The organism is Acidobacteriota bacterium (assembly GCA_016700075.1).
In the GTDB taxonomy this organism is placed as follows: Bacteria; Acidobacteriota; Blastocatellia; order Pyrinomonadales; family Pyrinomonadaceae; genus OLB17.
Genome location: CP065000.1, coordinates 298,707 through 323,595, shown reverse-complemented (window position 1 = coordinate 323,595; position 24,889 = coordinate 298,707). Strand labels below are relative to the sequence as shown.

Below are 24,889 nucleotides of genomic sequence, written 5' to 3'. Positions count from 1 at the left end.
GAAGCCGGGCTATTGATGTTATTTTTAAGTCAGGTCAATCAGTCACATTAGTCGCGCCGCCCCCTTCCGGCCATTCGAGGAGAGTAGTAATGAAAAAGTTGATCGCGTTCACGACATCGGTTTCGATGGTTGTCGTCTTGTATTTGCCGGTATTGGGACAAAGGTCCGCCAGGGAACTTAAAAAAGCGTCCGCGTCCGTTGCAGAATCCGATCAACGCGGCCGAACCATGTTCGGAACAGTAAATGCGTCGTTTGACGGAAGAGGGGTTGCCGTAAAGTGGACGATGACAGAAGAAGCGGCGAATGCCGGTTTCTACGTGTACAAGACCGACGTTAACGGGACCCGTTTGGCTGACGAGTTAATGGTTCCGGGATCGTGGGCGTCTTCGCGTCAAGATACCGTATACGGCAGAAGTTATGAGGTCTATGACCGTTTCGGCAGTATGTCGGCCGCTTATTACATTGAAGCCATAAATATCGATGGGCGATCGACTTTCTCCTCTACGGTGGTGCCGAGCGGCGATGCCAGATCGCTTGTGAAGCGGGCAGAAAGGAACTCGGTGGTTGAATTCAAGTCAGCAGATCTGCCGGACGAACTCAGAAGCACAGTTGCTGAGGCCACGTTGCCGCCGAATATTGCGACTCATCGTGCAGTGGTCGCACAGCCGGGCGTGAAGATCGGCATACGCCGTGAAGGCTTTTTCAGGGTCACACGCACACAGTTGCAGAATGCCGGTTTTAACGTGAACAGCAACTCGGCCAACTGGCGGCTTTTTGTCGAAGGAAATGAACAGGCCATTATCGTCGGCGCTAATGATGACTACATTGAGTTCTTTGGGCGTGGTATCGACAAACCGGAAAGCGACACCCGTGTGTATTATCTGATCGCTGATAATGCGCCGGGCAAACGGATCCAGCAGCGTTTGCTTGCGAACCATGGCGGTAACGTCGTTTCACCGAACTATCCTTTTGAAAACTTCCGTAAAGAACGTACGTCGTACGTTAACACCATATTCAACGGAGACGACGAGAACTATTGGGGACGCATCGTAACGTCGAGTCCAACAACGTACACCTTTCCTGTTTCGGGCATCGACACGAATGTCGCGTCGGCTACCATCAACGTCAAGATGATGGGCTATTCGAACGGAGCCCACTCCGTTCGGTTGGTCTTGAACGGCACTGAGATCGGATTTATCAACGGCAATCTCCAAAACGCTTTTTCGGGCACGTTTACTATCCCGACATCTTTGTTGGTTGAGGGAAATAACAGTCTTCAGATGAATTCGGTCGCGTCGGGCGATTTCAGCATGTTCGATTCGATCAAATTGAACTTCGCTCGAAGATACGCGGCAGATCAGGGACGTATTTCGTTTTTTACCCCAGGTATAAGGCGGGTCGAGGTCGGGAATTTTTCAACGTCGAATATTCGGATATTTGATGTTACATACGACGGTGAGCCAATGCTGCTGCAGGGCCTTACACCTGTACAGAATGGTTCGGTTTGGTCGGTAACCATTCCGTCGGGCCGTTCCATCGTTGCCTACGGCGTCGAGGACACAGGGCTTCTTGCTCCTGCTACGGTCACATTTAATAATCCATCGACACTCTCATCGCCCGCGAATGCGGCAAACCTTGTCATTATTTCGCATTCTTCGGCGGATTTCATGAACGCCGCCGAAACCTGGGCGAATTATCGCCGCAATCAAGGTTTCACGGTAAAGGTGATCGATGTTGCCGACATTCTGGATGAATTCAGTTACGGATCGGTCGCGGCAAAGGGGCTGCAGGATTTCTTCTTATATGCTTCCCAGAACTGGCAAACCGCACCAACATACGCACTGCTGTTGGGCGACGGCTCATATGACTCGAGAAATTATGAAGGTCTCGGGTATTGGAACATGGTCCCGACCAAACTTGTAAGTACGATCTACGAAGAAACCGGCTCCGACGAGGCTCTTGCTGATTTTAACAATGACGGATTGGCAGAACTGGCGATCGGGCGTATAGCTACGCGAAACGTGGCGGGTGTTAACACGATGTACAACAAGACCGTCGCCTTCGAGGTTCCTGCGATGCAGTCGCTTAGCCGAGGCGCCATCTTTGCCTATGATCTGCCTAGCGGATACGACTTTCAGGCTATGAGCATGATACTTCGCAATCAGCTGCCGCCTGAGACGCCGTCCGTGATGGTCGATCGTGCCGCACCGAACGCCCAGCAAACCCTAATAAATGAGATCAATCTTGGACGGTATATCATTAACTATGCCGGACATGGGTCTTCCGGACTATGGGCCGCGACCAGCTTTTTCAGTATAAATAACGTCAGTCAGTTGACCAACGCGAACAGCCAGACGATATTTACGATGCTCACTTGTTTGAACGGCTATTTCATTCAGGTTTCGAACGACTCGTTGGCTGAGAGCCTCACGAAAGCAACCAACGGAGGTTCCGTTGCGGCATGGGCGTCAAGCGGTAAAACAACGCCTGACATACAGCTTGTTATGGGACAGCGGTTCTTTCAGCAAATAGGACTTGGGACGATCCCACGAATGGGCGATCTGATACGAGATGCTAAGCAGGTCGTCCCGGGCGGCAGTGATGTGCGATTCTCCTGGGTGCTTCTTGGCGATCCGATGTTAAAGGTCCGCTAGGGTTTGAATGTTCTGACTGCAATTTGAATGAGGCTGTCCTTCTCGGACAGCCTTCCTTTTGTCATCTGCCAGCCGACGATCTGTGTATCCGTGTCGGTCAGCTCCTGACGTGCCACCACCCCGCCGCCCGCCGCGACGTAGGTGTAACGCTTTTTGCCGGTCTTAGTCGCCTCGCTCACCACACCGCCCGTCACGCTCGAACGCAGGAAATAGACATGGTCCCAATCTTCCCACTCTTCCTGCTCACCGTCCCAGACCCTTTGCGACCGCTTCGCCTCGCCTCTCATCTTTTCGATGAGAGTCGCGAAATGGCGGTTAGAAGTAGAAATGCCATAAGCCCATAGATCGGTATCCCGGAGAGCATTCCACCGAAGATCAAGAACAATGTAAGCACTGTGCCCTCCATGATTGGGGTGCCGTCATAATCGTGCAAAATGATCGGTCCTGACTGAATATATTTTGTAAGAAGGTTTGATTGCCAAAAGCAGATCCGAGCAACTTGCTCAGATTCCGTAAGATAGCCAAATGTCGTTACGCCGACCGTAACTATTATGCCTATGGCCAAAGATAGCAAAATTCGTCCGCTAAGAGATTTATTTAACACAACAACGGCTAATTCCCAGGATCAACGCCCAAAATATATTACTGATCCGATTCTTTGATCATCCTGAGTTCATCGTAAGCTTCCCTTAAAAGTGCACAGTTGAAAAGTAGAGTTTTCTGACATCATAGGAGATGGAGGAGAACAGATGAAGAGGAGCAGATTTAGTGAGACGCAAGTGGTAGCGATCTTGAAGGAAGGAGAAGCTGGTCGAGCGGTGGCGGAGATCTGCCGGGAGCACGGGATCAGTAATGCGACGTACTATCAATGGAAGTCGAAGTACGGCGGGCTGGAGGCGTCTGGATCTGAAGCGGATGAAGGAGCTTGAAGAGGAGAACAGCCGTTTGAAGAAGATGTACGCAAACCTGGCGCTGGAGAACATGGCGATAAAGGATCTGCTGGGAAAGCTCTAACGCCGGATATGCGGCGATGGGCGGTGGAGTTTTTGACAAAGATCTGGCTGCTGTCGGTAGCTCGGGCGTGTCTGGCGGCAGGACTTTCGCGACGGGCGTGGTACCGCGGAGACAGGAAAAAGAAGTGGATAAAAGGGATGCTCCGGTGATCGCGGCCCTTAATGACCTGATCGCGAAGCACAGCCGTTGGGGCTTTTGGATGTGTTTCTACCGGCTGCGGAATCTGGGCCACAAATGGAACCACAAGCGAGTTTGGCGGATATATAAGGCGATGAAGCTCAACCTGAAAAGGCGGACAAAGCGAAGGCTGCCCGAGCGGAACCCGGCATCGCTGGACGTTCCCGCCCAGATCAACAGCAGTTGGTCGTTCGATTTTGTGAGCGATACGCTGTATTCGGGCACACGATTCCGTGTCCTGAATATCATCGACGAGGGCGTTCGCGAGGCCCTAGACATTGTTGTCGATACGTCGATCACTGCAGTCCGGTTGGTGCGGGTACTGGAGCAGCTCAAATCAGATCGAGGGCTGCCATCTGCGATCAGAGTCGATAACGGACCCGAAATGACCGCTCATGTCTTTGCCGACTGGTGCAGTGAAAATGAAGTGAAGATCAATTACATCGAGCCTGGAAAGCCGAACCAGAATGCTTACATCGAGAGGTTCAACCGCAGCTATCGAGAAGAGGTGCTCGATCCGCACATCTTCTCAAATCTCTCGCAGGTGCGAGACCTGAGCTGGGCCTGGATGCTCAGCTATAACGAAGAACGTCCCCACAGATCGTTGGGGAACATCCCGCCGGCCGAATTCAAACGCCGGCTCTTAACTGAAAACTCTATTTTAGACCTGTGACATTGACGGGAAGCTTACGCGTGCTCCCGGCAGATCTCCGCCACCGCTCGACCAGCTTCTCCTTCCTTCAAGATCGCTACCACTTGCGTCTCACTAAATCTGCTCCTCTTCATCTGTTCTCCTCCATCTCCTATGATGTCAGAAAACTCTACTTTTCAACTGTGCACTTTTAAGGGAAGCTTACGGAACCAAGAGAAGGAATGCGAAAATCTCAAGATACAAAATGAAACCAAAATCACTCGGCGAAACTCTTTCGCTTCCGGTTAGTGCGGACGGAATACTGAAAAACAGGGTCCAAGCCGGGAATAATGAAGCAAAGAGCAAGATCGTGGTGACCAGGTTTACGATTCTGATCTTGAAATATTTCGCTAACAATGAGGAGGAAAGCACGCCCGCGATAAGACCAAAATATGAAATTCGCCAACTAAGCGGGTTATTTGCAGGACTCAGATGAATGCCTTTTTCAGCTCCTATGCGAAAGGCCGTTAATTCGTAAAATTCGCTGAAGCCTATGTAAAATCCAGTGATGAAAATGATCAGCATCAATAGAATGACCGTGATAAATAGCTTCGCATTGTTACCTGAACGGATACTTTTCATAGTATTTCTCATAGAGTCAATGTAGCGTTTGGCGCAAATTTTCAATATTTCATCATGTGTTTCGTCGGAAATCTGGAGATCATTTCTTGTGGTAGCGCCTTTGTTAAGGGGCACGCCGTCGTGTTCACAAATACCGACTCTTTCTCAACCCTGCCCAGATTGTCAAAAACCCGCTTCAAGATCTAGGAATCTAGCATTAAATAACTCAAATCATTTCCATATTACGTCACGAATAGTAGGTATGAAGGGTTTTTAAAGATTGAATGGCAATCAAACTACTCAATAATAGAAAGAGAACAAAGTCACCCAAAATCGGCATGTTCAAGAAGGGGGAACTTGAACTCAGAGTCTCACCAAGAAGTTGTGCAGGCCGTAACGACAACGGATATTGAAGAATCAGAATCGAGCCCGCAGCCGCCAGAAAAGAGCTAATTTCAAAAAGAAGCTTTCCACGAAAAATACTAAAAATCAGAAAAAGGACAAGACAAATGAATATACCTGCAAAGCTGATCGCCATGTCAGAATAATCTCTTTCCGCTCCGCTAAAACCAATTCCTGAAACTATTATTCTTCCGGAAAAGTATTTTTCGGTTAGAGAAAGTCCATATGCGAAGCCGCAAAAAAAGACTGTTTAGAAAATGCACAGCAATGCGATGCCTGTAGCTATTCTATCTATCCAAGCAATTGACGCCATAACATCTCCCAACTATTTTCTTGAGGTCCTTTTCTTGACGCGAGCCGTGTTCGATTGGCAGGCTTCATTGATTTTGTCATATTTCTCGCCAAGATAATGCAAGTCCGTTATACCGCCGCCCTTTACCCCTGGGAGGCCTCCGGAGTGAACAAGAGCATGTACTATGACTACAGAAAGATGTTCGATCGTCTCATTGTTTCCCCATTTGGTTAGACCGATATAGCGTTTACCGTTATAAACGCCACAGTTGTTAGAGTATGCAAGGTCGGCAGCCTCAATAATGCCCGTTACGGCCGGACCAATAGGCGTGTATTTCCGAACCCTCGAGTTTGCTTCAGTTCGCATCAATCCTGCAAAGTCTTTATCTGGGGCCCAATCCTTATCATAATAAGAATCCATGAAGACTGACTCTGTCACGAAATTTAAATTTTTCTCAACCAATTGATCTCTAATGGGAGTAGCCCCAACCGCCTTAAATGCTTCAGCACACTCATCGCTCAACGCCTTGGGGTCAAAGACTATTCGTTTAATTCGAGCAGCCAAGTCGGCTGCATTTCGGTCAACATCATCCAAAAACCAAAGTGTAAATTGACCCATTTCTTCAGTAGGGCTAATAGATGAGCTGAAGTTCAAACGAGAATCAGGGTTAAGAAGGTTAATGGGGGAAATGCCCTTTCGGGCAAGCATTGCAGCTTGGTTAAACAAATCAGCTTGCGACTGTGGTGTGCCCAGTCCGAACCATGGAGGGAAAAAATTGCCACTCCAGCCGTTCGCGAATGCCATAAAATGGGAAATTAGAAATCCCATGCTGCTACCGTCCTTCTTGGTAAACCATAATACTCGCGGCCCGCAATTATTATTTGGGCACTGCACCCCGGCTCCGCTATTAAGAGCTCGATAGACCATAGAACATGGCACCCAGATGCCGTCCATTTCGCAGTTTCCTTCATCCGGATTCGTAAATGTCGGGGATTCGCCGGTGGTCATGGCGTTTTCGTATCGGCTGGAGTTGAGGTTTGGGAGGATACCGACGTTGTTGCCGAGGCCGTCGAGTTCTTCGTTGCTGAACCCGCGTGAGCTGAGGCCCGTAGCATCCGTAAACTGCCAGCCGACGATCTGTGTATCCGTTTCGGTCAGTTCCTGCCGTGCCACCACCCCGCCGCCCGCGGCGACGTATGTGTAACGCTTCTTTCCGGTCTTTGTCGCCTCGCTCACAACCTTGCCCGTCACGGTGGAACTGATGAAATAGACGTGGTCCCAATCTTCCCACTCTTCCATCTCACCGTCCCAAACCCTCTGCGACCGTTTAGCCTCGCCGCCGTCACCGCTGCGTGCGATCAGCGTTTCGTATCTCTCAAATCGAGCCGTTTTCCACATCAGCCCCGCCGCATCGAAATAAAATTCAATATTTTCACTTTGCGAAGAATCAACCGTCTGCCGCCCGTCGGCGTCATACCCGGCATTGATGTCGCGGTTGTTCACCATCTCGTACTCAAAATCCCAACTGCCATTTGTATAGTCCCACAACGTCGATTCGCGGCCCGTCAGATTTCCAAAAGCATTGTACGAATAGTCCTGTCGAAAGGGAAGATTTATGAGTTCCGTCTCCGTCTCTCCATGTGCCTCGATGCCGGTTCTGACGCTCTTTGTCCTGCCAGCAAGATCATACGTCATCAACCTGTCAAATCTCTGATGGACTGTAATGCCGTTCTCAGACAGCTTCAAAAGCCCGTCCGCATAGTATGAATATGACTTGTCAAACGATTTGCTATGCGGATCGCTAACCGCATTGACCTCAAAAGCCGACGGCCTGAGCGCGTCATCGAATGACGTTATCGCCTGACTGTCGCTATTGCCGTATTCGATCCGCTTTGCAGCTCCCCACGCTCTGTAAGACATCGCGGAAATATAACTCGTCACGTCGCCAAAGCTGCTGCCCGTTACGGACGAGAGCCTTCCGGTTCGGTCGTTTGCATAGTCTATCTGCTGGCCGTAGTGGTCTTTGAGCGATTTGAGAGAGCCGCCGATGTGGTATGTGTATTCGAGGCGAAAGCTGTTGTTTGCTGCGGGGGCGTTTGCAAGTGTATCGGTAAACGAACGCGTCTCCGCCATCATACGCGAAAGCGGGTCGTATTCGTAAACCTGCGTCCCAAGCCCGTCGGTCATCTCTGTGCGGTTGCCAAGGTTGTCGTATTGCATCTCGACAGCGGCAGTTTCTGTAACACCGGTCGATCCCACATTCCATGTGATGCTCGTCACCAGCCCTCGGTTGTTATACGCGAAATTCGTCACAACCCCGCGAGCATCCGTCCGCGTCAGCACGCTCCCGTCCGGATTGTATGTGAACACGGTCCCGGGACTGTCCTGCTGAGGCAGGTTCTGTCCGACAGTCCGCCCGTGCCCGTCATAACTAGCCGTCGTGTCCTGATACGTCTCTGAGAGGGCCGTCCCCGCATACTGCCGCGACAACGTCACCTGATCGCGGCCATTGTATGTATTGACAACCGTCGAATAAACCGTCGTCCCGTCCCATTCATATGTCTCCGCCTTGAAAGCACGGCCCAATATGTCCTCGTAGCTCTTCTGCTTTCGACGTGCATTCGTCTGCGGATCATCATCTCTCGGCACCAACGGCCCTTGAACAGTCGTCACCAGACCGCCCGCACAGCCGCAGCCTTCGTAGGAGATCAGGCTCTCTTTGCCGTCGGTGCCGTTGGAATCCGTGGGGATGCTCTTTACCACACGCCCCATCCAATCGTATTCCTGCCGGCTCCACAACCATCCGCGTGTAAGGTCGTCTCCCGTCGGCTCAAAACTCCCGTTGACCTCCGTCGGCACGCTCTGACGGCTAACGCGGCCAAGCATGTCATACTCCGTCACCTTCGCCCTGCAACGGGGATTGATGAAGATATCAACAGGTCTATAGGGTCCTAATTTTTTCACGAACAGTCACCTCGGGTCCTTGCCGAATTCGTCCAAAACGAAGCAGCCATGACCGCAGGAAATAGTTTAAGCTCGGAAAAACGACGACCTAGTTTATTTTCGAGATTTTCGGAACCTTACAAAGAAGTGTGTGAAATGTCAAGTGCTTCCAAGGGGCGTTTTGCTAGCGGAACCGTACGATAGCAAAAGGAGGTGTCCCGCGTGATCGCTTGATCAAGACAATAATATGGTGCTTAAGATGAATATCCGAAGAAATGGATAACGTGCGCGCCGGCGGAGCAGTGTTGGGAACCAAAGTGCTTGCAAAGATCTGTTGCAAGCCGGTAAATATTGTAATAGTACAGGTTATCGGCATCGGAGTAGCGCCATTTATTGAGAAACTTCGCCGGTCAACAAGAGAAATTCACAAGAACTGAGACTAATGTCACGAGAAATCAAGCCATTGTCACGAGAAAACAAGCCATTGTCACGAGAAATCAAGCCATTGTCACGAGAAATCAAGCCAATGTCACGAGAAATCAAGCCATTGTCACGTGACTTTGGTAAATATTTGTGGATCTATAGTTTTAAGCAGGCCGTTTATTAGGTGCGAATTCTTTCCGGAGCCTTGAGGATCCGGGGACTTGTAGCGGAAAACTAACCCCTAAAAGCAGCAACGCCGCCATAGCCAATAAAGTCGTTGGCGGCATTGCCAGATATGGAATACTCGCGGCAGGAGTCGAACCTGCGACTTCTTCCTCCGGAGGGAAGCGCTCTATCCACTGAGCTACGCGAGCTTAAACTAACGAAAGTATATCACTTCGCGGCGTCGCGGGGAACGATCTTTACCGACTTGATCCTGATCGGTTCGACCGGTCTTTCACCCTCTTTCGGCTGAACTGCAGAGATCGTTCGGACGTTGTTCATTCCGTCAATTACCTTGCCGAAGATCGTATATTTGTTATCAAATCCGGCCTCTCGCTTTAGCGTGATAAAAAACTGCGAATTTGCCGAGTTAATGTCGTTCCCAAGCCTCGCAGCTCCTACGATGCCGGTGTCGTAAGGAACATCGGAAAATTCTGCCGGCACGTTCGGCTTTCCGGAATCACCCTCCTTGGCCGGATTCGGCGATCTTCCGGGTTTTGTATCTGCATTGCCGGCCTGTATGACGCTCGGGTTAACACGGTGAAACGCGATGCCGTCGTAGTAGCCCTCGGTCGCGAGTTGTTTGAACCGCTCGACCATTTTAGGTGCGATGTTTGAATAGAGCTCCATCGTGATCTTTCCGTAGGCTGCCGAATTTTCCATTTCGATGACGGCAACCTCAGGGTCGGCGACAGGTTGAATGCCTCTTTTTACATCGGCGGAATTGCTGTTACCCGGTTTGGGTACACTGCTGTCTGCGCATGCAATTGCGAAAAGGGAACTGAGGAGTACAAATGTGTAGATCAACGTCTTCATAAGTTTATTTCCAATCGTCAGTATCCAGGATGATAGTTACAGGGCCGCTGTTCACCAGTTCAACATCCATCATAGCACCGAATATGCCGGTTGCTGTCGAGACGCCCTGTTCTCGGGCTGCGGCCACAAAATATTCGTAAAGTTCGTTCGCGTGCTCTGGAGAGCCTGCCGCCAGGAACGATGGCCGTCTGCCGCGACTGGTGTCCGCAAACAGCGTAAACTGCGAAACCACGAGCAGTTCGCCGCCGACGTCGGCTAGGGCAAGGTTCATTTTGCCTTCACCGTCCGGGAATATCCGCAGACCGAGAGTCTTATCCAACAGCAGGTCAGCGTGCGATCGAGTGTCGTCATTAGAGACCCCCAGCAATAGAAGGAGCCCGTTGCCGATCCTGCCGGCGACACTGCCATCGACGGTCACGCGGGCACTTGATACACGCTGCAAACACGCGCGCATCAGGCAGCTTCCTCGATATACACGCGATTCATTACGACAGGCTCTAAAGGCTTATCGTTTTGATTTCTCGCAACGCCTGCTATCGCGTCAACAACGTCGTTGCCCTCGATAACGCGGCCGAATTTTGTATAGCTCGGCGGCAGCGGATAATCCACATGCATTATGAAGAACTGCGAGCCGTTCGTGTTCGGCCCGGCATTCGCCATCGCTACGGTGCCTTTTTCGTACATACCCACATACAGCATCGATGTACGGTCGATCTCGTCGTCAAACTTTCCGCCCCAGGCGGATTCGCCGCCGTAGCCTTCGCCGAGCGGGTCGCCGCCCTGGATCATGAAATTTGGAATTACCCGGTGGAAAATTACGCCGTCGTAATAGTTCTTTTCAGCAAGAAGGCGAAAATTCTCGGTTGTTTTGGGTGAATCTTCTTCCAAAAGCTCAAATCTAATGGTTCCTTTACTTGTTTCAATAACTGCTGTTCTATTAGCCACTTATGTTTTATCTCCGTTTAATATAAATCGTTCTATTGCGTCTGCAACGCCATGTTCGTCGTTACTTAAAGTTGTATAAAATTCGCCCTGTTCGAGCAAACTTGGGTCTGCGTTTCCCATTATGACAGGTGTCCCTGCGTATTCCAGCATTTCGAGGTCGTTGAAATTGTCGCCGATGACCATTACGTTTTCGGCAGTAAACCCATGCAATTCTGCCAAATGCCGGACGCCGTGACCTTTTGATGCATCCGGCGGAAGGATATCCAATAGCGTAAAATCGAGCTCTTCATATATCGTGGCGAGTATGGTCACGGTTCCTTGAAACTCGCTTTCGAGGGTCGCTCGTACCTCTCGCATTCGTGCGCAAGTGCCCGAAAAGGAAATGTGGACGACCTCGTTCTGCTGTACAGCCTCACTCAGCGAGCCGACATGTTCCACGCCCTCTCGCCCCGCCACACCGCCGTGAAGGTTTTCAGCCCAACGGATGTACTTTCTTAGAGGAATGTTATCCTCTGAAACGCGGTCGTAAAGGAGCTTGCCTATACCGTGCGGGTCGACGCTCACCAATGCATCGCCGCCGATCTCGCGGCCAATGGAAACGACCTCAAGAGCAGTTTCCGTATCGAGTAAAGAACAATGAACCGTTGCCAATGTTTCCGAATATTTCAGCAATCCGCCATTATGCGATATTAGGGGTGCATTTAATTCCAATTCCAGCCCGATAGGTCTCGCATCGCGAAAACGCCGTCCCGTCGCGATCGTCACAAGTACACCCGCTTCTTCCGCAGCCCGAATGGCAAGGCGATTCTCGGCTGACACCGTTCCAAAGGAATTCAGCGTCGTTCCATCGAGGTCGAGTGCGAGGAGCTTGATCATCTTGTCGTTAGAACCGACGCTCGGCTTAGTATCTCTTCTGTAAAAAGTGCTTCTATGTGCTCTGTAAATCTTTTATTCAATTCGTTGTAGTCTTCGGCAGTTTCATATGCCCGACATTCAAACTCCGCACTGATTCCTCTAAGTAAAGAAGTACCGTCCTCGTCTTCGATCAGAAACGAGACCAACGTTGATTTAGAATCACATGTTGGCTTTTTAACGACAACGTCAAAGAAGTATGTCTTGCGGTCAATAGTCGCATTTGGGACGTTGGCGAAAACTTCGTCGTCGCGACGCACCTCAACTCGCGAGATCGATCTGGATTGTCTTAGACCCCACTGGAATTCTTCATGCGTTTCCTTAATCACATAAGAGCTTTCAAGGCGAATCGATCGGTCCTTAGTAAGCGTCGTTGCAGTGAATACAAATACCGACAATAACAAAACGGCCATCGTCGCTAGTGGATCTGTTCTGTAGCGCATACGCGGTATTTTCGTCAGAGATCGAAAATAGCAATATGAGACCGGTAGAATTGTGACGGCCATCCAATCGGAATAGTCAATAATACGCCCGATTGCGAGTGGCGAAACGGAATTCAGGACGTCAACAGCAAAGTTCGAAAAAGGCGATTTCCAGAATACAAACGCAAGAGCGGCGGCGAAGCACATCGACGGAGCTCGTCGGGGAACTAAGGCGGCAAGAAACAAGGGAAATACGAACATTCCGGCAAAATCGGAAAGTTTTCCGGTCAGAGAAGTGCCGAATGCTGATTTTAGGAAGAAATCATTCAGAAATAATACGAAGAGCCCGAAAAGGAAGCCCGTGGATGTAAGTACTCGAGATAATTCAGTTTTGTCGAGTGTTTTCTTCATTAGCCTTCATCTCCATACGTTGCCTTTTCAACCAGCGTTGGTACACCGCCTTACCTTTCTCGAATTCTGCGGCGGAGGAATAGAACCAATGCGTGCCGTCGTTGGCATCGACGTTGAGGACGTAAAAAATGTACTCGTGCTTTTCCGGCTGCAATGCGGCGCGGATAGAGCTTTCGGTAACGGACGATATCGGCCCGGGAGGCAAGCCGCGCACCTTTCGGGTGTTGTACGGTGAATCCACTTCGAGATCGCTCTTGTGAATCGTGCCATCCCATCGACCCAGCATTTTTGCTATGTAAACGTTGGTTTGGTCAATGCCGAGGGCCATGCCGCGGGACAAACGATTGTGAATGACCCCCGAAACGATTGGCCTTTCCGCTTCGACCGGCGTCTCAGTTTCAATTAGCGATGCGATGGTGACGACCTCGTGAGGCGTGCGCCCGATCGCCCGGGCGGCATCTGACCATTCCGGTTTCCAAAAGCGGCGGAACTGGCCAACCAGTTGTCTGATCACCTGCTCCGGTTTCGCATTGGCAGGGATATTGTAGGTGCTAGGGTATAGGTAGCCTTCGAGATTATCTGCTTCCGGCGCGATGTCGCGAATAAGCGATGTATCGTCCATCAGAGCAAGTATCGCCTTTTCATCCAGATCGCTTGTTACGCGTTCTGCAACTCGTTTAGCGATATCAAATCGTGTCCAACCTTCCGGGATCGTGAGCCGAATGGTTCGATCGTCACCTTTTTCTAACTGTTTAAATACGTCGATAGTAGAGATCGGAGAAGGGAACTGATATTCGCCGGCCTGCAGTTTCGAAGCGTCCGCGAAAAGCCTGAGATATAATTGAGCAGCAGATTCGTTCTTGATGATCCCTTCGGCAGAAAGTTGAGAAACGATAGAGCGAGGAGCCGTTCCTTTTTCGATCCTTATATATTCAGCTGCTCTTGTGTGGCCATTCGGGGTCGAGACACTGTTTCGCAGCCAGAGATAGAAGCCCCCGACCGAAATAAGGAGCAGAATGCCGCAGATTGCAAAAATGGTGATCAATAAACGCACTAATGCCGAGTTTAGCAATGCAGAAAGATGACTTCAAAGGCAGTTCGCGACGCGTTTTTGCGGCCGTAGTTCCGCCGCCGCCGGTTCTAAGCGAAATATTTTCCTTATCGGGAAGGATCGCAGCGGCCTTGGGGAACACGAAGCTGCGGCGTGTCCCTGAGAAGAACCTGCATATTACATTGCGGTTCATTAGAGAGGCATCCGAACTCGACCTCGAGGATCTGCAGAAGAATGCGAAGATCGTTGCGGATCGGGAGACTCCTTTTATTCTAAATGTTGGCGAATTGGGCGTGTTTCACAACCGCGGCGGATGTGCCGTTTGGGTTGGTGTATCGGAAATTCAACAGAACGAAACTTCTTCAAAACTTGTCGAGATGGCGGGTATATTAAGCGGAGGTGGACTGAAACATTTCGTACCGCATCTTACGATCGGAAGGACACGGTCGAAGATTCGCCGAATTCCTAACGAAATCCGAGTTCCTGCGATGGAGTTCACCGTAAACGAGTTGGTGATAATTAAGAGTATTCTAAAGCCGACGGGTGCCGAGTACAGCGTCATTTCCCGGCACCCATTTAGCAAAAGAGCTACTTAGCGTCACCCAAGGCAGATTCTATAGCCGAGATGACATTTTCGGCGTCAGGCTTGTCTTTGGATGCAAAACGAGCAGTGACCCTGCCGTTCCTGTCGATAATGAACTTGTTGAAGTTCCAGGAAATATCACCCGCAAACTCAGGATTTGTGGCCTTATTGGTCAGATAACCGTAAAGCGGATGCTGATCGGCGCCGGTGACAGAGATCTTGGAGAACATTGGAAACGTCACGCCGTATTTGGTGGAGCAGAATTCTTTAATTTCCGCTTCCGTGCCCGGCTCTTGACCCATGAAGTTATTGGCAGGGAAGCCGAGAATAACGAAGCCTCGATCTTTGAATCGCTTATAAACAGCCTCAAGCTGCTCATACTGGGACGTGTAACCGCATTTGCTTGCAACGTTGACCACCATCAACGCCATTCTTTTGAATGCACTTAGCTTTACTTCTTTTCCGTCGATATCTTTCATTGTGAAATCATATATCGAGGATTCCTTAACTGGCTCCGTAGGCGTGGGATTCATGATGAAACCAAATCTATATGCTGCGCCTGCTGCGGCAACCGCCGCTAAAGCGAGAATCACAATTACCACCTTGAACATAATATTTACCTCTTCAGCTCCCTCGGGTTTCCGGGCGACGGCGGCAATTCACCGCTCTTTTCACCGGATTCAGCAAAGACCTCTTTGAATGCACCGACGCTCGACAATACAGCGCTCGTCTCGGTCGGCATGAAGATGACCTTTGAATTTTGGGTACGAGCCATATCCCGCATTGAATCAACGTATCGGGATGTGATCAAATACTGGGCCGTTTGACCGCGGTCACCGATCGCTCCCGCGATCTGTGCGATTGCCTGAGCTTCCGCATTCGCAGCAACCAAGCGGGCCTGTGCGGCACCCTCAGCGGTCAAGATCGCTGAAGCCTTTTCACCCTCGGATCTCGTAACGGCAGCCTGCTTTTCGCCCTCTGCCCTCGTGATCGCAGCCTGCTTTTCGCCCTCCGCCTGAAGGATCAACGCTCGGCGGTTTCGTTCCGCCGTCATCTGTTTCTCCATCGTGATCCTGACGTCTTCCGGAGGATTGATGTTCTTTACGTCCACGCGTGTGACCTTGACGCCCCATTTGTCAGTAGCCTCGTCAAGGATCAATCGCAGCTTTGAATTGATCTCCTCACGTGATGAGAGCGTGTGGTCAAGGTCCATCTCACCCATGACCGAACGCATGCCGGTTATGGTCAGCTGAACAAGGCCCCCGACGAGGTCAGCTACTTCGTAAACTGCTTTTGCGGGATCGGTGATCTGCCAATAGACAACGGAGTCGACATTGATCGTTACGTTGTCACGCGTGATGACCGGCTGAGGCGGAAGGTCGATGTACTGTTCACGCAGGTCGATCGACGTGATACCTGGGCGTATGTTGGTCCAATACACGGCTCTCGGAGCTTCAAAGAATGGCACGATTATATTGAGGCCGCTTGCAGCAATTCGGTTGAAACGGCCAAGCCTCTCGATCAGCAAGACACTGGATTGCGGGACTATCTTTATTGTTTTCCATGCTATGGTGAGCAGTGCGATAGCAAGAATGAAAAGAAAGATGATGCCGGCTCCAAAGATCTCCATATTTCCTCCAACAGCTTTACTCCTCAAATATATCTCATTTGAAAGAGGTTTGCTATAATTCCCGTCAATATGCCCGTAAGCATAAGCGACATAGAAGAAGCCAGAAAGAGAATCGAAGCTGTTGTTCACAGGACACCCATTGTAAAAGATGAGCGCCTGACGGCGGTCTTGGGAAGCAAGGTATATCTCAAGGCAGAGAATCTTCAGCGCGGCGGCTCCTTTAAGATCCGCGGTGCTTTCAACAAGATCTCCCGGCTTTCGGACGAGGAAAGACATCGGGGTGTGATCACCGCGTCGGCCGGTAATCACGCACAAGGTGTAGCGTTAGCGGCGAAACTGAATGGAATTGCCGCCACGATCGTTCTGCCTCAATTTGCCCCGCTCACTAAGGTCGTTGCAACCAAGGCACTTGGAGCTCGGGTAATTATGCAGGGAAACACCTTCGATGAAGCTGTTGAATTTTCCCGTTCGCTGGAAAGGGAAAAGGGCCTGACATATGTGCACGCCTTCGACGATGACGACATTATCGCGGGGCAGGGATCGATAGGCTTGGAGATCGCGGAGGACCTTCCGAAAGTCGACACTATTGTTGTACCAATTGGCGGCGGCGGCATCATCAGCGGCATCGCGACCGCTGCAAGGGAGAAACTGCAAAATGTAAGGATCATCGGAGTACAAGCAGAGAACGTCGCTCCGGTTCGCCGGTCTCTCGAAGCAGGCAAACCCGTTGACATTGAACACAAACCGACCATCGCCGACGGGATCGCCATCAAGCGCCCTGCTGAACGTACTTTGGCCATTATTCGAGACCTGGTTGACGAGGTGGTCGAGGTGAGTGAGGATGAGATCGCCGAAGCGATATTTCACCTTGCCCAAAATGCACATCTTGTTGTGGAAGGTGCCGGTGCGTCAGGCCTGGCGGCGATAATTGCCAAGAAATTCGATATTTCGGCTGACGAAAGAATGTGCGCGGTCCTGTGCGGCGGAAATATTGACGGGAACGTTCTGGCGCGAGTGATCGAACAGTGTCTCGTGCGAGCCGGTCGGTACGTTATCTTTGACGTTACTGTGCCCGACAGGCCGGGATCACTTGCAGGGATGCTTACAGCGGTAGCAGAGTCGAAAGCCAACGTCATTGAGGTATTTCACCGACGTGCAATGTGGATGACGCCGCTTGGTCAGGTGGGGATCGAATTGCTCTTGGAAGTGCGTGACACACATCACGCGGATGAGACCCGAAATGCACTTGAAAAGGCCGGCTACAGCGTAAATCTATCTGCGGCTTCGCCTATCGCGGCCTAAGATTCTCATCGTACAACTCACGGTAATTTCGGTAATTAGCCATTACCTTTTGAACGTATCCTTTCGTTTCAGCAAAGCCAACCTCGGCGGTAAAAATGCCGGGTTCGCCCCTCATTGACCGTTTGAGCCAGCGGGCGGCATTATCTTCGCCTGCGTTATAACTCGCAGCGATCGCTTCGTAAAGCCCGCTGAATTGATTTTTGAGATCGGCAATGTACTCGACACCGATGGCGATGTTGACCGAGGGTATATACAGATCGTCAGGGGCCAGTTCGGTAATTCCTGTCTTCTTGTTGTATTTGACCGCCGTATCATAAACCAACTGAAGCAGTCCGCGAGCCGCTGCAGGGCTCTTTACGCCGGGCCGGAATCCGCTCTCCTGCTTCATGATCGCAAGTACGAATCGCGGATCAACGTTCCGGCCGCGTGTGGCCCGCATGATCTCTTCCCGGAACATGATCGGAAAATCCTGACGCATTTTCGGGGACACTTGAACGATCCGCCGAGTTCTTGATTCCCCTGAAATCTTATTGGCCGCAAGGCCGGAAAAATACGACGAGACCGATATGGGTATCTGCGAATAAGCCGCTTTGGACCGTTCACGATCACCGCCTTTTTCCGCAGCGAACGCCTTCAGCCAGCGGGCCTCGTCCATGGATGTCATGGATCCTGCAAATTTACCGCTCACTATCAGGCGGTCAGCGGCAGCTTCAGCGTTTGACCAGCGGCCGCGCCACAGCTCCATTCTCACTAGGGCATGGAGAGCATTTGTTTCGGTCGGGGTTGAAGGGAATCTCTCTGACGTGCGCCGGACCCATTCGGCCGCAAGATCAAAATTACCGGCCTCGCGGTGAGCATCGACAATGTTAAGATACGCCGAATCTATGCGCTCGCCCGTAGGATACATTGCCGTATATTGTTCATAAACTGCGGCGGCCTCAGCATTCTTTCCGATACGGACATGGCAGGCACCTTTGAACGCGAGTCCTTCGCGTCCTTCTTTTGTCCCGGGATACTCCTTGGCGACACGGTCCAGCCAAGGTATCGCCTCCTCGCAGCGGCGTTCCCACATGAGCGATCTGCCGGTCATAAAGAGTGCCCCGGACAAAGCTGCATCGTTGGGAAAATTGTCAAAGATACGTTGAAAATGCTCCCGGGCTTCTCTGAAATGCCGGTTGTCGAAGTAAACGCGTCCTCTTTCGAGGTGCTCCTGAGCTGTAAGGCTCGGCATCGACCCGTTCGCACCGGCGGCGGCTCTGTCGGCCTCAATTACCCTTCGCAGTGCGGCATCTGACGACTGTGCGAAAACCAATGATGTAGCTAAGGTGCAAAGCAGTATACCAAATAGGGTTCTCATAATGGAAACAATTGAGGTCAGGAGAGCGCCGATACTCCGTTTAGATTATCCTAAATCAGAAATGGTGGCAATAAATTACAAAAAACCGCCGTTAGCGATATCTATAGCCCTTTGGGTGGCTGATTGAAATGTCGGGATTAGTATTCGTGATCTTTAGCTTGTAGAAGCCCTTTTTCATATTGGTACTTAGATATGTGAGGGCAAATTGACGGTTCAGGCTATTGCTGATGTCTTGAAAAAATGACAAAAAATTCAGCGGGGGAAATGTGCCGCGAAAAAAGGCCTTTCCGCCTGTCTCGTTGCTCAGCTTTTCCAGGGCCCCTTGAGAGGCAAGGACGAATATCGAATCTGCGTTCGCGGTGGAGGTGCTCGGCGAATATATCGAATAGACAGCAATGCTGCGCCTCTGAGCCGCGATCGCTGCCTGATCAAGCTCGATACTCTGCGAGATCGAGGCTAAGTTGAAGCCTTGTGATGCGTCCAAGCCGTCGGAGAAAAACATGATCGCACGACGCCCGGACGGGACGCTGTCGAATCGGCCGGCGATATCTGAGATGCCGTCAAATGGGCTTCTGGGAGCAAGCGAACTGCTTCCTGCAACTATTCTGACCGATGCGGCGGCTCGTTCAAGATCCTCTGTAAAACGCTGGAGAACCTGAGTGTTGCCGGACCGCGCATAGGCAACCATTACCCGTGAGCCTTTGGGAAGCGACCTGATGAATTGTCGGATGTCGTTAAGCTGGAGGTTGAAATCACTCAACAAATTATCTTGGATCACCAACGCGATCGATAATGGAGTATCCGCGACACTGCGAATGGACAAAAACTGCTGCTCTTCATTGTTCTCTTGTATTACGAACCGCTCGATCTGGATCAGTTCCTGTGTTTCTCTGTCCTTGATCTCCTTCTTTGTAAAGATCGTAACCGGCACTGTGACGGTACGGACCTGCCGGTTCCTTACGGTATCAGTTTGCGAAAAAGTGATCGCCGACGTCACGAGCAAGAGGAGAACGAGGATTGAATTGAATCTCCGCATTGATAGCAAATTAGGACGATGATAATACATTCGAAAGGAAATGTAACGAGATTTTTTGCTACGCGGTGTAAAGGTGAGATAGTAGTATTCAAAATGAACGGCATTCCCGGATCGGTGCGAAAGACGGGAGAGTTCGAAGAGGTGATGTGCCTAAACCAGATCTACGCTTAGCCAAACGAAAGAGCTCGCGGATGAAGGCAGCGATGGTAGCTGCGCCGGTAGGCTTGACGCTTATACCGGCTGCAATAACAATGCTTCTCGTGCTCCTTCTGGCAAGCGGGCCGCCGGCCGCCGCCGTTTTCCTTTTTTTCGGAGCAATTGCGACCGGCATCTCTTTGCTAGCGGGTTTGACCACTTCTGCGGTGATCGGCACCCGTCATTCGCGGTGGAAACGTGAGCTTCGCGAACAGATCGCAGCCTATGGCATCAGTGCTAATGAGATCCACTGGTTCCGCGGAGAACTGAAGCCGGCAGAAAAGAGGGCCTTAAAGCAATTGTCATCCGGTGATCCATTGCTCGGTGACGCCTACGCTGAAACGCTTGCCTCCCGACTCACAGCCACTCGGATCTTAAGAAGATCTACCAATGAAATGCGTTCTACTCAACAGCGTATTCGGAAGATATCTACGTTAAAGGCCTCAAATTCTGAGGCTTATGCAAAACAACTTAAGGCAGATAAGGCGAAACTGGCCGATATAAATGCGAAGGCAAAGGAAATGCTCGTAGAAGCGGAATCACGGCTGCAAATGATCGAGGCAGCCGGTTCCCGCGGCGGCACATTTTCGGAATACGAGGTTGCCCTCAAGAAGCTCGAATCACGTGCAGGCGAGGAACCGCTTGCCCTTGAGGCAGCAAAACTGGCTGACGAAATACGAAGGGAATTAGAAGAGGCTGAGGAAGAATAGAGTATCGGCGAATGAGACCGCGAGGCCGTGCGAACGTATGAATTGAACCTGTATGGGACAGGTGGGCGGCTTTTCGCTGTTACGCAAAATTGCCATTGTCTATGGTAAACGCCATTGTAGACGTTCGCACCGACATCGGCGTCGGCCTCCCGTAATTCATATGTTGGCTCAATTGTGTATGCGTCCGTTAACGAGAAACGCAGTACATCATCCGCCAGAACCATAATAGCACGGCCGGCGGAGCCTTCGGCAAATTTATCTGATCAGTGAATTAGATTCTGACGATTCGTCGCGTTGCCGAAACACTTTGTCGAGCATTTCGGAGCATTCCGCACTCCGAGTGGCAAGCTGGGAATCCATTTGTGCATAGGTGTGCCTTAACTGGAAATATTCGTCAGCAATATGCAGGGCCGCTAGTATAGCCACCTTTAGGGAATCCGCGGTCATAGTGCCGGAAGATATTTCCCGCATTTTCGAGTCCACATAGGTCGCAAGATCCTGAATATACTTATTGTCCCCGTCGGATCGGATGCTGTAGATCTGGTCGTGGATCTCCACCTTGATTGATTGTTCAGACATAAGGTCCTAGACAGCCTCCGAGGTTTGCTTAGCGGCATTAACTACTGAAAAAGCGTCAATGACGGAGTTCACGCGTTTACGGACCGCCTCGCGTTCATCGAGGAGCAGCCTCAGCCTTCGTTCAGCTTCCTCTTTGTCCGTGATAGCATCCGCGGCAACCGCACGAAGAGCCAAAACCTCTTGTTCCAACCTGTCTCGTTCCTCTCGAAGCTTCTTGCTGTGTTCTATCGTCAGATAGATCTTGTCCTCGAGATGCGAGAACTTTTCCATTCCGGTCAGGGCATTCATCTGTTTAGTCTCAAAAGCTTTGATAAACCTGTGGAAAAGATTATCCGAATAATTTACCTAAACTTCAAGTAACTCGTGAAGGATTATCCCTGAACATCCACCATAGGTTCAAATTTGGCGGTTATTGCCGAGACCATTGTTCTAAGCTCTTCATCAATTTCGCTATCAGTTAAGGTAGAATGTGAGCTTAGAAATGAGAACCTGAACGTGATCGAACGAGCCGTGCTGACTTCAGGCCTGTACTCATCATAAAATCCAATGTTCACACAGTTTACAGACCTGTTTTCAAGTAAGGCCTTATGTAAAGTGCCAAATTCAACCTTAGGATCAACAACAAATGTGATATCCCTATGGCTTATCGGGAGCGTATTCAACGGCCTGTAGAGCGGTAACTCCCCTGACTGTTGAAAGAACGCATCTAGATCGATCTCGGCCAAATATACCGGCTTTCGGAACTTGTAGGTCTTCGCCGGCCCGTCAGACAATCTTCCCACAATGCCGATCAACTTCTTTTCACTATGCAATGCGGCGCATTGGCCCCGTCGATATTGTCGAGCCTCAGCATGAGAAAATTCAATTTTTGAAACGCCGACCAGATCACTGAGGGACTCGACCATGCCTTTGATGTCGAAAAAGTCGATGTTTCCGATGGGCTTATCTGTCGATTCGAGAAGGTTTCCACCGGTCATCAATAACGTCAGGTATTTTTTCTCTATCGGCAATCCGCTTTCTTCGGCTGCATCAATAAACACTTTGCCGATCTCAAAGAGCTTGATATCACGAATTTGATGGTTAAGATTATGGCGGGCGGAATCGAGCAGCCCTGGAACGCACGAGGGCCTCATCCTGAGCGCTCCGTCGATCACTGAGTCCTTCAGCGTCACAAATCCGGGCGAAGCACCATTCTGAAGGGACCACAAAGGGTCAACGTGTTCATCCCATGAAGTGTCTATGAAGCTATAACTGATCGCTTCAAGGAATCCGTAGCTTTGAAGTAAAGACCGGATCTTCTTTTCCGATTGCTCATTTGGTTGGTATTCTCCTGCCGCAAAAACAGGCGGAAGCTCTAAAGTAATTTTCTCGTAGCCTGCGTGACGAGCGACCTCCTCGACCAGATCCTCCTCGATGGCTATGTCATGCCGCCATGTTGGCGAGGAAAACTCGCCGTTGCCAATTCGGGCAATGCCGAGCGACGAAAGGATCCTCTCGCATTCATCAGTAGCGACGTCGAGGCCCGTCAGCCGTTTAACAGCCGACGAAATGTCGGCGGAAGGAACCGTCCGCTTGGGCTGCCGTTCGGGATAAACGTCAACGATGTCCGCGGCCTCGCCGCCCGCAAGGTCGAGGATCAACTCGGTAGCACGGTCCGAGGCACGAATGAGATTTTCTATATCGACGCCGCGCTCGAAACGGTAACTTGCCTCGGAGGCGAGGCCAAGCTTGCGCGATGTCAGGCGGATGTTTTCGCGTTTGAAATAGGCCACCTCTAAAAGCACGTTCGTCGTATCATCCGTGATGCCGCTTTCTATTCCGCCCATGACGCCGGCTACGGCGACCGGTTTCTCCGCGTCGCAGATGGCAAGCATCGTTTCATCGAGTTTTCGATCAACCTCGTCAAGTGTTTTGATCTTTTCCCCGGGCTTTGCGGTACGAATGACAATTCGATTCTCGGTTAGCTTATTCAGATCGAACGCGTGCATCGGTTGGCCGAGTTCGAGCATAACGTAATTCGTGATGTCCGCGATGTTGTTGATAGAGCGTTCGCCCAGAGCTTCAAGGCGATCGACGAGCCATTGCGGCGATGGGCCGACCTTAACGCCGCGAATCACGCGTGCGGTGAACCTGTGGCAGCGATCCGTGTCTTGGATCGTGACAATATCGTCACCGACAACTGCCTCTGGCACTTTGTTCGACGTCGCCCCCGAAACTTTCAAAGCCGATCTAGTTACGACTGACAGTTCGCGTGCTATCCCGAGATGCGACAAACAATCGGGGCGATTGGACGTCAGGTCGATATCTAACACGAGATCATCCTTGTGTGGGTGTATGCCTTCGACTGCCAAACCAACGCGCGTCAATGCCTTCGCCGTGTCCTCAGGCGAGAGATCAAGATCTATAAGTTCCTTAAGCCAGTTGTAACTGATGTTCATCTGAACTGCTCCAAAAACCGCACGTCATTTTCGAACATATGCCGGATGTCGTCGATATTGAACATCATCGCGGCCATGCGTTCCAAGCCGAAACCAAATGCGAAGCCAGAATAGACGCTCGGATCGACGCCGACCGCTTTCAGCACGTTCGGATGCACCATTCCCGAACCTCCGAGCTCGATCCAGCCCGAGCCTTTACACGGCCGGCAGCGGCCGCCTTCGGTTTTACCGGATCCGTGGCAGACAAAGCACGAAAAATCGAACTCTGCCGACGGTTCAGTGAAAGGGAAGTACGACGGGCGAAAACGCGTTACCGTGTCTTCGCCGAAAAGCCGCTTCAGCCACTCCGTCACTATGCCTTTGAGGTGAGCCATTGTGATGCCCTTATCCACGCAAAGGCCTTCGATCTGGTGGAACATCGGCACGTGGGTCATGTCCGGCGTATCGCGGCGAAATACCTTTCCCGGTGCGATGATGCGGATCGGTACGCCGCGGCGTTCCATTGCACGTATCTGTACGGTCGAGGTTTGCGAACGAAGGGCAAATCCCTCGGTCGTGTAGAACGTATCTTGGGATTCGCGGGCCGGATGGCCTTCCGGGATGTTCAATGCGTCAAAGTTGTAATAGTCCGTCTCGATCTCGCGGTCGTCCTCGATCGCATATCCCATGGAAACGAAGATGTCCTCGATCCGGTGGCGAAGTATGGTGATCGGATGGGCACGTCCAAGACGCGGCGCCCGGCCGGGCAGCGTAACATCCAGACGCTCCTTTTCAATGGCGATCTCTGTTTGCTTTTCCTGGAGCTGCTTTTCGGCTGATAGAAGGATGTCAGCGATCTCACGCTCAAGAGTCTGAACCGACTGAGCGAACGCGGGCCTGTCATCGGGCGGCACCTTACCGATCTCTTTCTTAACGGCCGCAAGCGCGGACTTTTTTCCCGTATGCCGGATCTTCTGTTCCTGCAGGTCATTCGACAAAACAGCCACGTCGTCTGCGGATGCTTTATCGAGCGAAAGAACAGTAAATCGTTCCAGCTCGGCAAGGGTCGAACGTCGCAGATCCTCTACTGTTATTCCTGAAACTTGGTCAGACATAAACTGTAAGGATAACCGAACTTACAGTG

The 24,889-nt window shown here is 51.1% G+C and carries 22 protein-coding genes, 1 tRNA gene and 2 pseudogenes; 6 read left to right on the top strand and 19 right to left on the bottom strand.

Features of this window, described 5'->3' with window-relative positions; all coding sequences use genetic code 11:
• Positions 1-89: 89 nt before the first annotated feature.
• Complete coding sequence (locus IPM50_01515) at positions 90-2,654, top strand: hypothetical protein (GenBank protein ID QQS33284.1); 2,565 nt, start codon at positions 90-92, stop codon at positions 2,652-2,654.
• On the opposite strand, the gene IPM50_01510 is transcribed toward IPM50_01515, so the two are convergent.
• The gene (locus tag IPM50_01510; protein ID QQS33283.1) at positions 2,651-2,941 is read right to left on the bottom strand and encodes a hypothetical protein; all 291 of its coding nucleotides are present in this window, start codon (positions 2,939-2,941) and stop codon (positions 2,651-2,653) included. The two genes, IPM50_01515 and IPM50_01510, sit on opposite strands and share 4 nt — an antisense overlap.
• Before the next feature lie 462 nt (positions 2,942-3,403).
• Between IPM50_01510 and IPM50_01505 the strand changes: the two are divergent.
• A pseudogene (locus IPM50_01505) lies at positions 3,404-4,518 on the top strand (IS3 family transposase).
• 20 nt (positions 4,519-4,538) lie between these two features.
• Here the strand turns inward: IPM50_01505 and IPM50_01500 are convergent.
• From IPM50_01500 to mltG, 10 genes and pseudogenes are all read right to left on the bottom strand, one after another.
• Positions 4,539-4,631: pseudogene (locus tag IPM50_01500) on the bottom strand (transposase).
• Between the two features lie 67 nt (positions 4,632-4,698).
• Positions 4,699-5,118 carry a hypothetical protein gene (locus IPM50_01495; GenBank protein ID QQS33282.1) on the bottom strand — a complete coding sequence of 140 codons (420 nt, stop codon included), beginning with the start codon at positions 5,116-5,118 and terminating at the stop codon, positions 4,699-4,701.
• 706 nt (positions 5,119-5,824) lie between these two features.
• Positions 5,825-8,692, bottom strand: a complete 2,868-nt coding sequence (locus IPM50_01490; GenBank protein ID QQS33281.1) for an RHS repeat protein — start codon at positions 8,690-8,692, stop codon at positions 5,825-5,827.
• Positions 8,693-9,458: 766 nt separating this feature from the next.
• Positions 9,459-9,531: transfer RNA gene (locus IPM50_01485), tRNA-Arg, on the bottom strand.
• 19 nt (positions 9,532-9,550) lie between these two features.
• Positions 9,551-10,195, bottom strand: a complete 645-nt coding sequence (locus IPM50_01480) for a peptidylprolyl isomerase (GenBank protein QQS33280.1) — start codon at positions 10,193-10,195, stop codon at positions 9,551-9,553.
• A gap of 4 nt (positions 10,196-10,199) precedes the next feature.
• Entirely contained in the window at positions 10,200-10,649 is a 450-nt protein-coding gene (locus IPM50_01475) for a D-tyrosyl-tRNA(Tyr) deacylase (GenBank protein ID QQS33279.1), read from the bottom strand.
• Positions 10,649-11,140: a peptidylprolyl isomerase gene (locus tag IPM50_01470; protein QQS33278.1), complete on the bottom strand. Its 492-nt coding sequence runs from the start codon at positions 11,138-11,140 to the stop codon at positions 10,649-10,651. The genes IPM50_01475 and IPM50_01470 overlap by 1 nt, the downstream gene beginning before the upstream one ends.
• The gene (locus IPM50_01465; protein QQS33277.1) at positions 11,141-12,016 is read right to left on the bottom strand and encodes an HAD family phosphatase; all 876 of its coding nucleotides are present in this window, start codon (positions 12,014-12,016) and stop codon (positions 11,141-11,143) included. It abuts the gene before it with no gap.
• Positions 12,013-12,885: a hypothetical protein gene (locus IPM50_01460; GenBank protein ID QQS33276.1), complete on the bottom strand. Its 873-nt coding sequence runs from the start codon at positions 12,883-12,885 to the stop codon at positions 12,013-12,015. The genes IPM50_01465 and IPM50_01460 overlap by 4 nt, the downstream gene beginning before the upstream one ends.
• Entirely contained in the window at positions 12,860-13,930 is a 1,071-nt protein-coding gene (mltG, locus tag IPM50_01455; protein ID QQS33275.1) for an endolytic transglycosylase MltG, read from the bottom strand. Before mltG ends, IPM50_01460 begins: the two co-directional genes overlap by 26 nt.
• A gap of 11 nt (positions 13,931-13,941) precedes the next feature.
• On the opposite strand from mltG, the gene thpR reads away from it, so the two are divergent.
• Positions 13,942-14,532, top strand: coding sequence for an RNA 2',3'-cyclic phosphodiesterase (gene thpR / locus IPM50_01450; GenBank protein QQS33274.1), 591 nt, complete (start codon positions 13,942-13,944; stop codon positions 14,530-14,532).
• Here the strand turns inward: thpR and IPM50_01445 are convergent.
• Together IPM50_01445 and IPM50_01440 are read right to left on the bottom strand one after the other, a co-directional pair.
• Complete coding sequence (locus tag IPM50_01445) at positions 14,525-15,130, bottom strand: glutathione peroxidase (protein ID QQS33273.1); 606 nt, start codon at positions 15,128-15,130, stop codon at positions 14,525-14,527. The two genes, thpR and IPM50_01445, sit on opposite strands and share 8 nt — an antisense overlap.
• Positions 15,131-15,135: 5 nt before the next feature.
• Positions 15,136-16,149 carry an SPFH/Band 7/PHB domain protein gene (locus IPM50_01440; protein QQS33272.1) on the bottom strand — a complete coding sequence of 338 codons (1,014 nt, stop codon included), beginning with the start codon at positions 16,147-16,149 and terminating at the stop codon, positions 15,136-15,138.
• 69 nt (positions 16,150-16,218) lie between these two features.
• On the opposite strand from IPM50_01440, the gene IPM50_01435 reads away from it, so the two are divergent.
• Positions 16,219-17,451 carry a threonine ammonia-lyase gene (locus tag IPM50_01435; protein ID QQS33271.1) on the top strand — a complete coding sequence of 411 codons (1,233 nt, stop codon included), beginning with the start codon at positions 16,219-16,221 and terminating at the stop codon, positions 17,449-17,451.
• Here the strand turns inward: IPM50_01435 and IPM50_01430 are convergent.
• Positions 17,438-18,808, bottom strand: a complete 1,371-nt coding sequence (locus tag IPM50_01430) for a transglycosylase SLT domain-containing protein (protein QQS33270.1) — start codon at positions 18,806-18,808, stop codon at positions 17,438-17,440. The two genes, IPM50_01435 and IPM50_01430, sit on opposite strands and share 14 nt — an antisense overlap.
• A 91-nt stretch (positions 18,809-18,899) precedes the next feature.
• Entirely contained in the window at positions 18,900-19,844 is a 945-nt protein-coding gene (locus IPM50_01425) for a hypothetical protein (GenBank protein QQS33269.1), read from the bottom strand.
• 18 nt (positions 19,845-19,862) lie between these two features.
• Here IPM50_01425 and IPM50_01420 point away from each other — a divergent pair, with 18 nt between their 5' ends.
• Positions 19,863-20,015, top strand: a complete 153-nt coding sequence (locus IPM50_01420) for a hypothetical protein (protein ID QQS33268.1) — start codon at positions 19,863-19,865, stop codon at positions 20,013-20,015.
• An 80-nt stretch (positions 20,016-20,095) separates the two neighbouring features.
• Entirely contained in the window at positions 20,096-20,749 is a 654-nt protein-coding gene (locus IPM50_01415; protein QQS33267.1) for a hypothetical protein, read from the top strand.
• 255 nt (positions 20,750-21,004) lie between these two features.
• Here IPM50_01415 and IPM50_01410 read toward each other — a convergent pair whose 3' ends face one another.
• The 4 genes from IPM50_01410 to pheS all read right to left on the bottom strand — a co-directional run bounded on the left by IPM50_01410 (position 21,005) and on the right by pheS (position 24,860).
• Positions 21,005-21,328 (bottom strand): cell division protein ZapA, encoded by a 324-nt coding sequence (locus IPM50_01410; protein ID QQS33266.1) that lies wholly within the window; start codon positions 21,326-21,328, stop codon positions 21,005-21,007.
• A 6-nt stretch (positions 21,329-21,334) separates the two neighbouring features.
• Complete coding sequence (gene zapB / locus IPM50_01405; protein QQS33265.1) at positions 21,335-21,616, bottom strand: cell division protein ZapB; 282 nt, start codon at positions 21,614-21,616, stop codon at positions 21,335-21,337.
• A gap of 83 nt (positions 21,617-21,699) precedes the next feature.
• A complete protein-coding gene (gene pheT, locus IPM50_01400; protein QQS33264.1) occupies positions 21,700-23,766 on the bottom strand; it encodes a phenylalanine--tRNA ligase subunit beta in 2,067 nt (688 codons plus the stop codon).
• Positions 23,763-24,860: a phenylalanine--tRNA ligase subunit alpha gene (pheS, locus tag IPM50_01395; GenBank protein ID QQS33263.1), complete on the bottom strand. Its 1,098-nt coding sequence runs from the start codon at positions 24,858-24,860 to the stop codon at positions 23,763-23,765. The genes pheT and pheS overlap by 4 nt, the downstream gene beginning before the upstream one ends.
• Positions 24,861-24,889 lie beyond the last annotated feature (29 nt).

What these genes read in the sequence shown, in the direction of transcription:
- IPM50_01480 (QQS33280.1), bottom strand. Translation starts at nt 10,195, where the DNA reads ATGAAGACGTTGATCTACACATTTGTACTCCTCAGTTCCCTTTTCGCA.
- IPM50_01465 (QQS33277.1), bottom strand. Translation starts at nt 12,016, where the DNA reads ATGATCAAGCTCCTCGCACTCGACCTCGATGGAACGACGCTGAATTCC.
- zapB (QQS33265.1), bottom strand. Translation starts at nt 21,616, where the DNA reads ATGAATGCCCTGACCGGAATGGAAAAGTTCTCGCATCTCGAGGACAAG.
- thpR (QQS33274.1), top strand. Translation starts at nt 13,942, where the DNA reads ATGCCGAGTTTAGCAATGCAGAAAGATGACTTCAAAGGCAGTTCGCGA.
- pheT (QQS33264.1), bottom strand. Translation starts at nt 23,766, where the DNA reads ATGAACATCAGTTACAACTGGCTTAAGGAACTTATAGATCTTGATCTC.
- IPM50_01460 (QQS33276.1), bottom strand. Translation starts at nt 12,885, where the DNA reads ATGAAGAAAACACTCGACAAAACTGAATTATCTCGAGTACTTACATCC.
- IPM50_01445 (QQS33273.1), bottom strand. Translation starts at nt 15,130, where the DNA reads ATGTTCAAGGTGGTAATTGTGATTCTCGCTTTAGCGGCGGTTGCCGCA.
- IPM50_01435 (QQS33271.1), top strand. Translation starts at nt 16,219, where the DNA reads ATGCCCGTAAGCATAAGCGACATAGAAGAAGCCAGAAAGAGAATCGAA.
- IPM50_01425 (QQS33269.1), bottom strand. Translation starts at nt 19,844, where the DNA reads ATGCGGAGATTCAATTCAATCCTCGTTCTCCTCTTGCTCGTGACGTCG.
- IPM50_01415 (QQS33267.1), top strand. Translation starts at nt 20,096, where the DNA reads ATGCTTCTCGTGCTCCTTCTGGCAAGCGGGCCGCCGGCCGCCGCCGTT.
- IPM50_01515 (QQS33284.1), top strand. Translation starts at nt 90, where the DNA reads ATGAAAAAGTTGATCGCGTTCACGACATCGGTTTCGATGGTTGTCGTC.
- IPM50_01420 (QQS33268.1), top strand. Translation starts at nt 19,863, where the DNA reads ATGATAATACATTCGAAAGGAAATGTAACGAGATTTTTTGCTACGCGG.
- IPM50_01440 (QQS33272.1), bottom strand. Translation starts at nt 16,149, where the DNA reads ATGGAGATCTTTGGAGCCGGCATCATCTTTCTTTTCATTCTTGCTATC.
- IPM50_01475 (QQS33279.1), bottom strand. Translation starts at nt 10,649, where the DNA reads ATGCGCGCGTGTTTGCAGCGTGTATCAAGTGCCCGCGTGACCGTCGAT.
- pheS (QQS33263.1), bottom strand. Translation starts at nt 24,860, where the DNA reads ATGTCTGACCAAGTTTCAGGAATAACAGTAGAGGATCTGCGACGTTCG.
- IPM50_01430 (QQS33270.1), bottom strand. Translation starts at nt 18,808, where the DNA reads ATGAGAACCCTATTTGGTATACTGCTTTGCACCTTAGCTACATCATTG.
- IPM50_01495 (QQS33282.1), bottom strand. Translation starts at nt 5,118, where the DNA reads ATGAAAAGTATCCGTTCAGGTAACAATGCGAAGCTATTTATCACGGTC.
- IPM50_01510 (QQS33283.1), bottom strand. Translation starts at nt 2,941, where the DNA reads ATGAGAGGCGAGGCGAAGCGGTCGCAAAGGGTCTGGGACGGTGAGCAG.
- IPM50_01410 (QQS33266.1), bottom strand. Translation starts at nt 21,328, where the DNA reads ATGTCTGAACAATCAATCAAGGTGGAGATCCACGACCAGATCTACAGC.